12 protein-coding genes and 1 pseudogene are annotated in these 13,607 nt (G+C 36.1%); 8 read left to right on the top strand and 5 right to left on the bottom strand.

The window, feature by feature from the left end:
• The first annotated feature begins 357 nt into the window (after positions 1-357).
• A complete protein-coding gene (gene rsmG / locus VB711_RS09590) occupies positions 358-1,107 on the top strand; it encodes a 16S rRNA (guanine(527)-N(7))-methyltransferase RsmG (RefSeq protein WP_323285684.1) in 750 nt (249 codons plus the stop codon).
• A gap of 249 nt (positions 1,108-1,356) precedes the next feature.
• On the opposite strand, the gene VB711_RS09585 is transcribed toward rsmG, so the two are convergent.
• The gene (locus VB711_RS09585; protein ID WP_323285683.1) at positions 1,357-2,091 is read right to left on the bottom strand and encodes a superoxide dismutase; all 735 of its coding nucleotides are present in this window, start codon (positions 2,089-2,091) and stop codon (positions 1,357-1,359) included.
• Between the two features lie 160 nt (positions 2,092-2,251).
• Here VB711_RS09585 and VB711_RS09580 point away from each other — a divergent pair, with 160 nt between their 5' ends.
• Genes VB711_RS09580 through VB711_RS09570 form a run of 3 tightly spaced genes read left to right on the top strand, consistent with a single transcriptional unit; the run spans position 2,252 to position 3,811 of the window.
• Complete coding sequence (locus VB711_RS09580; protein ID WP_323285681.1) at positions 2,252-2,773, top strand: hypothetical protein; 522 nt, start codon at positions 2,252-2,254, stop codon at positions 2,771-2,773.
• A 3-nt stretch (positions 2,774-2,776) separates the two neighbouring features.
• Positions 2,777-3,298: a DUF29 family protein gene (locus VB711_RS09575; protein WP_323285680.1), complete on the top strand. Its 522-nt coding sequence runs from the start codon at positions 2,777-2,779 to the stop codon at positions 3,296-3,298.
• 3 nt (positions 3,299-3,301) lie between these two features.
• Positions 3,302-3,811, top strand: coding sequence for a DUF29 family protein (locus VB711_RS09570; RefSeq protein ID WP_323285679.1), 510 nt, complete (start codon positions 3,302-3,304; stop codon positions 3,809-3,811).
• A gap of 40 nt (positions 3,812-3,851) precedes the next feature.
• On the opposite strand, the gene VB711_RS09565 is transcribed toward VB711_RS09570, so the two are convergent.
• Entirely contained in the window at positions 3,852-5,273 is a 1,422-nt protein-coding gene (locus VB711_RS09565; RefSeq protein WP_323285678.1) for an NADP-dependent isocitrate dehydrogenase, read from the bottom strand.
• A 391-nt stretch (positions 5,274-5,664) separates the two neighbouring features.
• Here VB711_RS09565 and VB711_RS09560 point away from each other — a divergent pair, with 391 nt between their 5' ends.
• Positions 5,665-6,378 (top strand): GUN4 domain-containing protein, encoded by a 714-nt coding sequence (locus VB711_RS09560; protein ID WP_323285677.1) that lies wholly within the window; start codon positions 5,665-5,667, stop codon positions 6,376-6,378.
• A 238-nt stretch (positions 6,379-6,616) separates the two neighbouring features.
• On the opposite strand, the gene VB711_RS09555 is transcribed toward VB711_RS09560, so the two are convergent.
• Complete coding sequence (locus tag VB711_RS09555; RefSeq protein WP_323285676.1) at positions 6,617-7,195, bottom strand: hypothetical protein; 579 nt, start codon at positions 7,193-7,195, stop codon at positions 6,617-6,619.
• Positions 7,196-7,317: 122 nt separating this feature from the next.
• On the opposite strand from VB711_RS09555, the gene VB711_RS09550 reads away from it, so the two are divergent.
• Positions 7,318-7,887, top strand: a complete 570-nt coding sequence (locus VB711_RS09550; protein ID WP_323285675.1) for a pentapeptide repeat-containing protein — start codon at positions 7,318-7,320, stop codon at positions 7,885-7,887.
• A 127-nt stretch (positions 7,888-8,014) separates the two neighbouring features.
• On the opposite strand, the gene VB711_RS09545 is transcribed toward VB711_RS09550, so the two are convergent.
• Complete coding sequence (locus tag VB711_RS09545) at positions 8,015-10,477, bottom strand: U32 family peptidase (RefSeq protein ID WP_323285674.1); 2,463 nt, start codon at positions 10,475-10,477, stop codon at positions 8,015-8,017.
• Positions 10,478-10,625: 148 nt separating this feature from the next.
• Here VB711_RS09545 and VB711_RS09540 point away from each other — a divergent pair, with 148 nt between their 5' ends.
• Complete coding sequence (locus VB711_RS09540; protein ID WP_323285673.1) at positions 10,626-13,154, top strand: BsuBI/PstI family type II restriction endonuclease; 2,529 nt, start codon at positions 10,626-10,628, stop codon at positions 13,152-13,154.
• 16 nt (positions 13,155-13,170) lie between these two features.
• On the opposite strand, the pseudogene VB711_RS09535 reads toward VB711_RS09540, so the two are convergent.
• A pseudogene (locus tag VB711_RS09535) lies at positions 13,171-13,341 on the bottom strand (mechanosensitive ion channel family protein); the annotation flags it as partial.
• Positions 13,342-13,418: 77 nt separating this feature from the next.
• On the opposite strand from VB711_RS09535, the gene VB711_RS09530 reads away from it, so the two are divergent.
• Positions 13,419-13,592, top strand: coding sequence for a hypothetical protein (locus VB711_RS09530; protein WP_323285672.1), 174 nt, complete (start codon positions 13,419-13,421; stop codon positions 13,590-13,592).
• Positions 13,593-13,607: the final 15 nt, after the last annotated feature.

The following is a 13,607-nucleotide window of genomic DNA, read 5'->3' as shown; positions in this document are numbered from 1 at the left end:
ACAACTTACACAAGATTAACTAGGAGTTACACATTGACAGAATCTATTAGACATCTCCGATAAAGATTGTAGAGACGTTCCATGGAACGTCTCTACAGGGGTTTTAGGTCACGCATATTTAGTTTCTGGAGATGTCTATTACATAAGAATTATGAATTTTATCTCTTGTAGGGTGTGGTTCGGCAAGCTCACCAACCACGTCAGACCCGATAATTTGGGACACAACAGATTTTTTCCATCTGACGCACCGCACTAATAGGGGATAACAAAAGCCTGAAACTAGACCATACATATCATCTGCATTTTGTACAGTGCATAAGTCCTGTTACTCTTAAATAGACCATTATTAGGAATTTTATGAATCATTTAAAAAATAACTTGCTGCCAGAAATGGTAGAAATTTGGCAACAAACTCTTAATTGGCAACCTACAACCCAACAACAAGAACAATTCCAACAGCTTTATCAGTTAATTTTAGCAGGAAACCGTCAACTTAATCTGACACGTATCACTGAATCAGAAGACTTTTGGGAAAAACATCTTTGGGATTCTCTGCGGGGAATTGCACCAAAACAACAATTTATTCCCTCCCTCCAAGCAGGAGCATCTGTGATTGATATTGGTACTGGTGCAGGTTTTCCGGGTCTACCACTGGCAATTATAGCTGTTAATTCTAAGATTGTGTTGCTGGATTCAACTCGCAAAAAGATTAATTTTATTGAGCAAATTATAACTACACTTGCTCTGACTAATGCACAAACTCTAGTTGGTAGAGCAGAAGAAATTGGTCAGCAAATTCAGCACCGTCAAAGCTATGATTTAGCTGTAATTCGCGCTGTGGGGACTGCTGCGGCTTGTGCTGAATATACATTACCGTTAGTAAAAACAGGTGGCTTGGCTGTGATTTATCGGGGTAATTGGACAGAGGAAGAAACCACAACTTTACAAAATGCTGCTAATCAATTGGGTGGGGTAATTGAATCAATTGAAGAATTTACGACTCCTATAACTAATAGTATTCGTCACTGTATATATTTACGAAAAGTAGTCAACACACCAGCTATTTTCCCCCGTGCAGTTGGTATTCCCACACAGAATCCACTTTAATACAAAAACTACAAAAATATTTCTTTGAAATGTACCACAGATGGAAGAGGAATTAAACGCAGATTAACGCAAATAAACGCAGATGAAGGATAAATTCCAGATTATTTTTGTGGTGGGTTTAATCGAAAACTGCTGTAAGCTATTGTGGTTTCTAATTAAATGAAATATATCATAGCCCCCTCCTCGCTTGCGGGGAGGGGGTTGGGGGTGGGGTTCTTGTATCTCACCCAATCAAGAACCGCTATATATTTATACAAATTTTATAGCATCTGCAAATCGCCGATTAATTTCATCCCAATTTACCACATTCCACCAAGCATCTAAATATTCAGGACGACGATTTTGATATTTGAGATAATAAGCGTGTTCCCAAACATCATTCCCCATAATCGGATATTTACCTTCCATAAATGGACTATCTTGGTTAGCTGTAGTTGTTATTTCTAAATTACCTTTTTTAGTGCGAACCAACCAAACCCAACCACTACCAAAACGACTAGCACCAGCAGCATTAAACTGTTTTTTAAACTCTGCAAAATTGCCAAAACTCTGATTTATTGCTGATGCTATTTGTCCTGTTGGCTCTCCACCACCATTGGGTTTCATGATTTTCCAAAACATCGAGTGGTTGACGTGACCACCACCATTATTACGGACTGTAGTACGAATATCTGAGGGAACTTTGTTAATACTTCGCAATAGTTCTTCCACAGATTTATTTTTCAGTTCAGGGTGTTTATTTAAAGCTCCATTCAGGTTTTTAACATAAGCCGCATGGTGTTTATCGTGATGGAACTCCATTGTTCTTGCATCAATGTGCGGTTCTAGGGCATCATAAGCATAGGGTAAGGGAGGTAACTGGATAGCTGCGGTTGTGGTAGTATTGGAGCTAAGAACATTTTCTGCAAAAGCACTAGTCTCTAATGCAAAACTACCTGCACCTGCTCCGAGTAAAAACAAGAAATGACGACGATTTAAAGTCATAAACCTTTTGACAGCTAATATCTGTATATTTCCTAACAACTCTTATTATTTTATATCCTATTTACAAAAAATGTAACCAGTATTAAATATCTTTACTCTATCTACCAATTTACTGATAAAATATAATCATTAATTTGTTAATCATTTAAGGTTAATACAAATGACTCAAGAATTAACCGACCTCAGAAATAGTATTTTAGAACAACGTTATACAGATGCTTTGATAATTGTCGATGAATTAGAGGGAATGAGTAAACAAGCAATTGTACGGAATATCCAATCATATCTCCATATCTTACTCATTCATTTACTAAAAAACCAAATAGAACAGCGATTAACTGCTTCTTGGGTTAATTCTATTCGTAGTTCAATCCGAGAAATTAAAAAGCTCAATATTAAAGATAATAAAAAATCTTACTATATTAGTCAAGATGAATGGGAAAATTTGATAGAAGAGGAAGTAATTGAAGATGCGATCGCTGATGCAAGTTTAGAAGTATTAAATGGAAAATACAATCAATTTCAACTTGCTGATATCATAGATAGAAGAGAGTTAATTCAGACGGTATTAAAGTTTTTGATGCTAACCTATATCTATTCAGCTAAGGAATTACCAAAGGTTGTCGCAGAAACATTAACTCAATTACCAGGTGGGGAAGATTGGAAAACAGGGAGACGCTAAACAATGACTCAAGAATTAATCGACCTCAGAAATAGTATTTTAGAACAACGTTACGCTGATGCTTTGGCAATTGTCGATGAATTAGAGGGAATGAGTAAGAAGGCAATTTTACGACAAATTAAATCCTTTTTAAAGATTTTATTGATACATTTAATTAAAAATCAAGTTGAACAACGATTAACAAATTCTTGGATTGCTTCTATTCGTAATGCAATTTTAGAAATTCAAGATATAAATTTGAAGGAGAATAAAAAATCCTATCATATCAATCAAGAAGAATGGAAAACTTTCCTGGAAGAATCTGTGATTGAAGCTGCTATAGCTGATGCAAGTTTAGAAGTATTAAATGGAAAATACAATCAATTTCAACTTGCTGATATCATAGATAGAACAGAGTTAATTCAGACTGCATTACAGTTTTTACTGCTAACTTATATCTATTCAGCCAAGGAATTACCAAAAGTTGTCGCAGAAACATTAACTCAATTACCTGGTGGGGACGATTGGAAAATAGGGAGACGCTAAACAATGACACAGGAATTAAGTGATTTGAGAAATAGCATTTTAGAACAACGTTATACAGATGCTTTGGCAATTGTTGATGAATTAGAAGGAATGAGTAAGAAGGCAATTTTACGACAAATTAAATCCTTTTTAAAGATTTTACTGATACATTTGATTAAAAATCAAATAGAAAAACGATTAACAAATTCTTGGGTTGCTTCTATTCGCAATGCTGTCCGGGAAATAAAAGAAGTGAATATCAAAGAGAATAAAAAGTCTTATTACATCAATCAAGATGAATGGGAAAATTTGATAGAAGAGGAAGTGATAGAAGATGCGATCGCTGATGCAAGTTTGGAAGTATTAAATGGGAAATACAATCAATTTGAACTTGCTGATATCATAGATAGAACAGAGTTAATTCAGACTGCATTACAGTTTTTACTGCTAACTTATATCTATTCAGCTAAGGAATTACCAAAGGTTGTTGCAGAAACATTAACTCAATTACTTGATTCTGACTTAAACCCATAAAACCCCTCCCCGCAAGCGAGGAGGAGAACTGGATTTTTGGTTAATCGAAATGTTTGATGATTGCGTCGGCAAATTCAGAACACTTTAATGGTTTTACAGGTGGTTCTATTAACCGCGCTAGATCGTAGGTGACTTGAGAATTAGCGATCGCACTCCCCAATCCCTTTTTTACCAAATCTGCGGCCTCTTGCCAACCCATGTATTCCAACATCATCACACCGGAAAGAATCACTGAACCGGGGTTAATCTTATCTAACCCAGCGTGTTTAGGTGCTGTACCGTGGGTAGCCTCAAAAATAGCACAGGCATCACCAATATTCGCCCCAGGACCCATCCCTAAACCGCCAACAATAGCCGCAGCAGCATCAGACAGGTAATCACCGTTCAAATTCATTGTCGCCAAAATCGAATACTCATCTGGACGAGTTTGGATTTGTTGGAAGATACTATCGGCAATGCGATCGTTGACCATGATTTTATCTTGCCATTTGCCGTTTCCGTGACTTTCCCACAAATCATTAAGAACTGTTTCCACTTCCTTGACAATTTGCGCTTTCTTCTCTGGAGTCAGGGAATCAAAACCAGGATCAATCATCCGGGCATTTTCTTCTAAGGTGATATTGGCGTTTTTCTCCTTATTTCCCAAAATCCAAGATTCCCGTTCTGTCACAGTTTCTTGACGAAATTCCGTAGTTGCCAATTCGTAACCCCAATCCCGGAAAGCCCCTTCCGTATATTTCATGATATTGCCCTTATGCACCAAGGTCACTTGTTGCTTATTTTTCGGCAATAACAAGGCGTGTTTGATAGCGCGACGGACAAGACGCTGAGAACCGCTTTTACTGATGGGTTTAATGCCAATTCCTGCATCGAGGGGAATTTGCTTTTTACCGTGTTCTGGTGTAGCCGGAATCAATTCTTCATTGAGAATTTTAATCAGGCGATCGCCAATTTCGCTTCCTTGTTTCCACTCAATTCCCAAATAAATATCTTCCGTATTTTCCCGGTAGACAATTACATCCAGCTTTTCAGGATTTTTGTGGGGAGAAGGCGTACCAGCATAGTAGCGGCAAGGACGCACACAGGCATATAAGTCAAAAATTTGTCGCAACGCCACATTTAAAGAACGAATTCCACCACCCACCGGAGTAGTTAAAGGCCCTTTAATTGCCACGCCATACTCTTCAATTGCTGTTAAGGTATCCTGGGGTAAATACTGGTATGTACCGTATAAATCACAGGCTTCATCACCAGCATAAACCCTAAACCAACTAATTTTCCGCGTACCTTTGTAAGCCTTAGCTACTGCTGCATCCAGCACTTTTTCCGTAGCAGGCCAAATATCTATACCCGTTCCATCACCGCGAATAAACGGAATAATTGGATTATCAGGTACAACAGGCTCACCATCTTTGAAAGTGATTTTTGCTCCAGTTGTCGGGGGGGTAATCTTGTCGTACATTGTGTCACACACTCCAGATTGAAAAAGAAATTGAGTAGTTTCGTAATTGAGGAATGAAATCTATCATCCTGCAACTGACCTATTCTCAACCCCTTGTGTCCTTGGTCGGTTAATAGATTTCGCTGTTCTTTGTATTTACCCAGTCATGAGGCGCAGATTATACCCTGGTTGACCTGATGCAGCAATCTCATCTCTATTACACTCAAATTTATCAGACCTTTGCAGCCCGATAATATTTACAATACCACTTTGGTTAATTGAAAATCCAGTCATAAAATAGTTTATAATACTGCCGGGGTGAAGAATCAAGTAACTAAAAAATAATGGTGTCGTGCATAATCTTAAATCATACTCTCACCCTAAATAGGTTTTCTCACATCTGAAAAGTTCTATGACAGACTCAATGATTTTATCAGGCACTGCAAATCACATCGACTCCCTACGCCAAACCTTAATCGCTGGGTCTGAAAAAGTCCAACAGCAAACAATTCTCCAGTTAGCTGAATTGGGAAATGAGGGATTGGAGGTATTGCAGGAATTTTTACTCAAACGTCGTGAAAACCCGCCAACTTGGATAGATGGTAAAGCCTATCAAGTAGTTTACAACTCTGATGCACCTACAGCCAAACAATTTTTACAAACTTATTTTCCTCAAGGAATTGTACCATTAAAATCGGCTTGCGGTATTAATTATCATCCCTTACAACAATTACTCGTTAATCAAAAATTCCAAGAAGCTGATCTACTTACCATTCAACAAATGTGTGAAGTTGCAGGTTCTACCGCAGTACAAAGAAAATGGTTGTATTTTACTGACATAGATAATTTTCCAGTGGAAGATCTACAAACTATTAATCAATTATGGTTAATTCACTCAGAAGGCAAATTTGGCTTTTCTGTCCAGAGAGAAATTTGGTTAGGTTCAGGTAAAAATTGGGATAAATTATGGATGAAAATTGGCTGGAAAGATGGTAACAAATGGACACGCTATCCCCACGAATTTACCTGGGATTTAACAGCGCCTAAAGGTCATTTACCCCTCTCTAATCAACTGCGCGGAGTGCGTGTCATTGCATCTTTACTTTCTCATCCAGCTTGGTTATAGGGAACAGGTTAAAATTATTTTCACCTATACTCTTTGATTGGCATTTAGAGGATGTTTAAAAGGTCTAATTTATTACATCCCTGGCGACTAGAAGTCGCGGCTATATAAACTAAACCCGCCTGCGCGGGTTAAAAAAACCCTTTTTTCATTAGTCCACGCAGGTGGACTTTGCCTGTGTAGTAGCGTATCCCTTACGGGAGCCGGAGGCTCTATTATATTCGCCCAAAACTTTTAAAACTTACACTTTTTTGGCTAATTTTACCCAATGTTCAATTCCGGCTTTTGTCGGTTGACCAAGATTACCAAAAGTCCAAATATCTCGTTTATGTTGAAATCCATAACTAATATGAATGGGTCTTTGGCTACCATAAAAATACAGAGAATCGAAGGGTAACTTTGTTTGCAAAATCCAATCTACAAGTTGTTCACTTGGTAAATCTATAATTAAAAAATCACAAGCAGCCCCTAACCTTTCACAGTAATATTTACCCTTGCTGTTAACTTCGTAGCTGATATGTTGATCAAGATTAGGTGCTATACGACCATTCTTTTGACCTGTAATCGGGTCTTTTTTTTGTAAATATTTTTTTAAATCTTGGGAACAAAAACCGTAGGTAAGCTGAAATTTTTCTATGCCGAAAAAATCTATAATTGGGTCAAGGATGAACTTATTTAAATCTTGCAAGGCTGGAATTACCTCTTTGACATTTTTGGGAAACGGGTTGATGTGATCTTTGTATTTTTGATAAGTCTGGGTACAGGTACAAAACTCTGTTAATTTCAGGTACTTACCTAGACTTAAATCTTTAATATCCATATAAAAATTACAGGTATTTCATCTATTAAAAAATTATCAATATTTATCATACCCACTTTTGACTATTCCACTATAATTAAAGAATATATTAGCTAATTATTACTTGATTGAGGAAATAATGAATGGATGCCCAGGAACTTTTAAGCAGATATGCCAAAGGGGAAAGAAGCTTTAACAGGATTGTACTGCCAGAAGTAAACCTAGAGAGAGCCAATTTAGGCGGTGTAGACTTTGGTAGAGCAGACCTTAGAGGAGCTAATTTGACAGGAGCATCTTTAAGTGGAGCAAATTTAAGTAAAGCAAATCTCAGAGGAGCAAAACTAGAAGGAGCGAATTTATCTGAGGTGATTTTAAGTGGTGCTGATTTAACTCAAGCTATTTTAACAAATGCCCATTTAAATGAGTCAGATTTAAGTGGTGCGTCTTTGAGTGGGTCAAATTTATGTGATGCTAATTTGCACATGGCATCAATTAGTGCTGCTAATTTGCAAGGTGCAAACCTGAGTGGGGCAAAAATGGGTGGTGTGAGAATGTGGAAAGCAGATTTGCAAGGTGCAAATTTATGTGGTGCTGATTTGAGTGAAGCTAATATGAGTGAAGTGAATTTGAAAGGAGCTAATTTAAACGCGACAGATATGAGTGAGGCATTTTTAACTGGGGCAATTATGCCAGATGGTACTATTCATAGTTAGGACTTACGCAAAAACCCTCCCAAACTCTCATTCCTCTGTGACCTCTGCGCCCTCTGTGGTTCGTTTTCCGTTACCTTTACGTAAGGTGGGCATTGCCCACCCTACATTAGATAGGTAAACTCTAACTTTAATACGAACCACGAGTTACACCTAATTGATTTTGCAGTTTCAATTCTCGCCAAAGTTGAGAACCTTTAATTTTTCCTTGCAGTAATTGGCGATAAAGTTGGATAATTTTTGTTACATCCTCTGGGGTTTCGTTGACAAACTCAAGGCGAAAGTGTTTCAAACCCAGATTTAGCAAGCGTTGTACATATTCTGCCCCAGTTTGAGCCGTGCCATTAAAAACAGTGTTTCGACAGCCTGTATCGGCTTGTAAAACGTGTTCACTGCCTACTCTATCTCTCAATTTTACTTCATAGCGATCGCACGGTCTACCGCAATTGGTGTAATCAGTTCCCTCAGAAAGAAACGCACAAAATACGCAGTGTTCCATGTGAAACATCGGAATATGTTGATGTATTGTCACTTCAAAAATTTGGGAACAATAACTACTAATTAAATCTTCTAGTTGGTTAATATTCAAATCATAAGAAGCCGTCAATCGTTCTAAATTAAACTGTTGTTGTAGGTAATCTGCTGTTAAAGGATTAGCGACATTAAGAGAAAAATCACCAATACATTTATCTTTGGCAAAATATTCTAATTGGTCATAGTTTCTGATTAAATAACCATCAGCATTAGAATCTCGAACTTGTTCTAAAATCCAATTTTCCCCAGGTTTGGTAATGCGGGGTGGTGCTACCCAAATCGTAGTGATTAAAGAATTTTTAGATTCGCGGACTATTTTGACTGCTTCTCGGTACTTGCGGGGATCTTCAAATTCACAGTAAACAGTTTCAATATCTGCTTTTAGTGCAGCTTGGAGTTGCTTGAGGTTTCTGACTAGAACAATTAAAGAGGGAGAAGAAGGAATAGGTAAAGATTTAGGGGTGATTATATCTTCCCATTTCATACTATGATTTAATTGCCAAAGTTTAGGTTGACTGCGGATTTTTTCTAATTGGGTGACTATTTCTCGTCGTATCCGGTTTAACTCACTAACGGGTAACATCACAGCATTATTAAGGTGATTGGTGAGAGTTCCTAAACAAAAAGGAGTGTTACCCAGACGACCAAGTTGTTCTTGTAAACGTTCTGTAGTTAAAGGTTTGGTGTGTGCTTCAACGAGCAATATTTCTGATTCTACTTGGATAATATTAGCAAATTCATCGTGCGCTATGGCTATTAATTTATCCCCAACTTCTCCATATACTTCTATATTAATTGGTCGTTGAAATTGGGGATTTTCTCCTGCATAACTTTGACGCAATTGCTTATCTAATTCTGGGTCACTGGTTTTCCAAACTTTATCACCTATATGTATACGACGCAGATTAATATCATTTCTGCCAAAAGTTAATATTCCCTCATTTCCTTTCTGCACAACCGCATATATTCTTCCCCCTTCCTCCTTTGTTTCTGGATGTCCGCAATCAAAAACAATACCATCTCCCGGCTTAACAGGTGCTTCTAGTTTGATTGTTATTTGTTCATTGCGAATGCGAGTAACTTCTCCTAAATAAACACCGCGTTTTTTTCCAAACCTCGCATGAACAAGTTCTTGATTATTAATTCCCTCAAACCAGCCGGTATAAAGCCCGCGAGAAAATGCCATTTCTAAATTATATTGGTCTTTTGAATGTAGAAAATTGTCTACATTAGTTTCCATAATTCTATCTAAAGCTTTTCGATAAACTTGCGTAACGTTAGCAACATATTCTGGTGCTTTTAATCTTCCTTCAATTTTTAAAGAAGTAACTCCAGATTTGACTAATGCCGGTAAAACTTCCAACCCTGCTAAATCTTGGGGACTTAGTAAATATTTACGATTTTCTAACTCTATAACTTCCCCATCTACAATTAAATCATAAGGCATTCGGCAAGCTTGGGCGCATTCTCCCCGATTTGCAGAACGTCCCCCTAATGCTTCGCTGGTTAAACATTGTCCAGAATAAGCGACACACAAAGCACCGTGAACGAAGACTTCTAACGGTAAGGAAGTATTTTGTTTAATTTTATTAATTTCTTTAATGGAACATTCCCGGGCTAAAACCACCAATTGACAACCGAGAGATTTAGCAAATTCTACCCCCGCAGCACTGGTAATAGTCATTTGGGTAGATGCGTGAATAGGAAAGTCGGGGGAAAGATGACGAATCAGGCGACAAATACCGATATCTTGGACAATGACGGCATCAACACCCGCCGAAATGATTGTTTTGAGGTATTGCTGTACTTCCGTCAGTTCTTGGGGGAAAATCAGAGTGTTTAAGGTAACGTAACCTTTGACTCTCCGCAGGTGCAAAAATTCCATTAATTCGGGTAAGTCGGCTTCTGTGAAATTCTCAGCCCGCATTCTGGCGTTAAACTTGTCTAAACCAAAGTAAATTGCATCTGCACCATTTTCTACTGCTGCTTTGGCGCATTCCCAGTTACCCGCAGGTGCGAGGAGTTCGGGGAGTTTGATTTTTGTGGTGGTGCTTGTCATTGCGGTCAGGGTTTACGTCAGTTTATAGATTGTATCTAAATTGGTGGTTGGTTGTGGGTAATATATATAATTATATTTACATAAGATAAATTCAACACTTCTGGCATAATATATTAGTTGGCTACAGATAGAAACTCCTAGACATAAAATGCCTATAAATAAAAGTAGAACACTAACAATTGTCAACAAAGAAACAAGCATATCCGATGATTTATTAACTCAATTTTATGTCATTAATTTAGCTGCAAACAATCAAGTAAAGCAATTTAATAAAAATAAATTTGGGCAATTTTTCACCCCATTACCAATAGCTAAATTAATGGCTGGTATGTTTGATTTTAGTTTGCCAGAAATATCATTACTAGATGCTGGTGCTGGTGCTGGTTCGTTGTTAGTAGGTATTATATCAGAATTATGTCAACATCAACAAAAACCCAAAAGTCTACATATTACAGCCTACGAAATTGATCCTACCTTGATTGATTTTTTGCAACAAACATTAAAATTATGTCATAATGCTTGTGAGCAATTAGGTATAAATTTCACCTATAAAATCTATAATATTGATTTTATTGAATCAGTATTTGAGTTATTACAATATCCTTTATTTAATCATTCAATCACAACAGAATTTACCCACGCTATTCTTAATCCACCATATTACAAAATCAATTCTCAATCAAAATACCGTCTCTTATTAAGTTCTTTAGGTTTAGAAACGACAAATATATATACAGGTTTTATTTTTGCCGCAATTCAATTACTTAAAATAAATGGTCAATTAGTAACAATTACACCTAGAAGTTTTTGCAATGGAGCATATTTCCGAGAGTTTAGGAAATTTTTTATAGAAAAGATGGCTTTAGAAAAGATTCATTTATTTGATTCTCGACAAAAAGTATTTTCAGATGATAAGATCCTACAAGAAACTGTGATCATTCACGCCAGCAAACAAAACAGAAAGCCAGAGAATATATCAATTAGTTCTAGTTTGAATGGAGAAAATAATATAATTTCATCTCATATTCTTGTGTATAATGATATTATTTCTGATCATGATCCTGAACAATTCATACATATTATTCCTGATAATGTCAGCCAGAAAATAGTTGAGCAAATTAAACAATTTAATTGCACTATTCAAGATTTAGGTTTAAATGTTTCTACTGGTAAAGTAGTTGATTTTAGAATCAAATCATATTTGAAACTAAATCAAGAAGAAGATACAGTTCCCTTGATTCATCCAACTCACTTTGAAAATGGTTATATCAATTATCCAAAGAATACTAAAAAGCATCAAGCCATCTTATTAGCAAAACAAACAACTAATCTTTTAATTCCTAATGAAAATTATGTATTGACTAAACGTATTTCTGCTAAAGAAGAAAAAAAACGAGTTGTAGCTGTTATTTATGATGCTACAAAAATTAATACTACTAGCATTGGATTTGAAAACCACTTGAATTATTTTCATCAGCAAGGACAGGGATTAGATTTAGTTTTAGCTAAAGGTCTTACCGCTTATCTCAACTCTAGTTTAGTAGATTCATTTTTCCGTTTATTTAATGGAAATACCCAAGTAAATGCTACAGATTTGCGTAGTTTAAATTATCCAAATTTGACACAACTTTATGCACTAGGTCAACATATAGGAACAGAATTTCCTAACCAGACAGAGATAGATAAATTGATTAATCAGGTGTTATTAAATATGACTAATTCATCAGAAAATAATCCAATTATCATCAAATCACGTATTGAGGAAGCAATAGAAATACTAACTACTTTAGGGTTTCCACAAAAACAACTAAATAGCCGATCAGGTTTAACCTTATTAGCATTACTTGATTTAAAACCTCATGAACCCTGGACATTAGCAAAAGCACCACTCCAAGGTATCACACCAATCATGGAATTTATGGAAAAAAATTATGGTAAAAAGTATGCACCTAATACACGAGAAGTAGTACGTCGTCAAACCATACACCAATTTATAGATGCTGGTTTAATAGTTATTAATCCTGATCATATTGAGCGTCCTGTTAATAGTTCTAAAACAGTATATCAAATTGAAGCCGGTGCTTTACAACTACTACGGACATTTAAAACTGATGAATGGGACAAAAATCTTAAAACTTATTTAGCATCTATTGAAACTCTAAAAACTAAATATGCTCAAGAAAGGTTAAAAGCCAGAATAGAGGTTGATATTTCTGGAACATCAATTACAATTTCACCAGGTGGTCAAAATATTTTAATTGAGAAAATTATTAATAATTTTTGTCCACGATTTACACCTAATAGCCATATTATTTATGTTGGTGATACAGATGAGAAATTTGCATATTTTGATGAATTAGCTTTAGAAGAATTAGGAATTAAAATTGATACTCATGGCAAAATGCCAGATATAATTATTCACTTACAATCTAAAAACTGGTTGGTTTTAATTGAAGCTGTAACATCTCATGGTCCAATCAATGCGAAACGTAAAAATGAACTTGAAAATTTATTCAAAAATTCTCAAATACCACTGGTAATGGTTACAGCTTTTCTTAACCGTAAAGTAATGAAGGAGTATCTCACAGAAATCGCATGGGAAACTGATGTATGGGTAGCGGAAGATGCAACCCATTTAATTCATTTCAACGGTGAACATCTTTTACAACTTTATTAATGATGGGAAAATAAAATTAAATTATCATGGGTGATTCAACGTAAAGAGTGGGTTCTTCCATTGTAAATTTTATCCCGTAACTAAGCAATTTTTTAGAAATCTTTTCATTTGCTAATTCTAGTAAACGTTTGCGGAAGTCAATTGAATTTTCATTAGAACCCAAAATAAAAAAACTGACTCTAGCACGCATTCCTGTTTGATTATCTTGGGGAAATAAGTTTATTTTTTCGCAATTTGCGCCGCATTCAAGATTCTGTAAAAAATATGGTGCAGCTTCTTGATGATATTTTAACGATCAATCGTGCAGAAACAGGCAATTTAGAATTTAATCCCACACAGTTAGATTTAGAAAAATTTTGTCGTCAATTTGTTGAAGAAATTAGACTTAGTGATGGTTCTGAACATATCATTAATTTTGTTTGTGAAGGAAACAGATAACAAGCATATTTAGGG

The sequence above is a fragment of the Cronbergia sp. UHCC 0137 genome (genome assembly GCF_034932285.1).
Taxonomy (GTDB): Bacteria; Cyanobacteriota; Cyanobacteriia; order Cyanobacteriales; family Nostocaceae; genus Cronbergia.
This window is presented reverse-complemented; position numbering and strand designations above follow the sequence as displayed.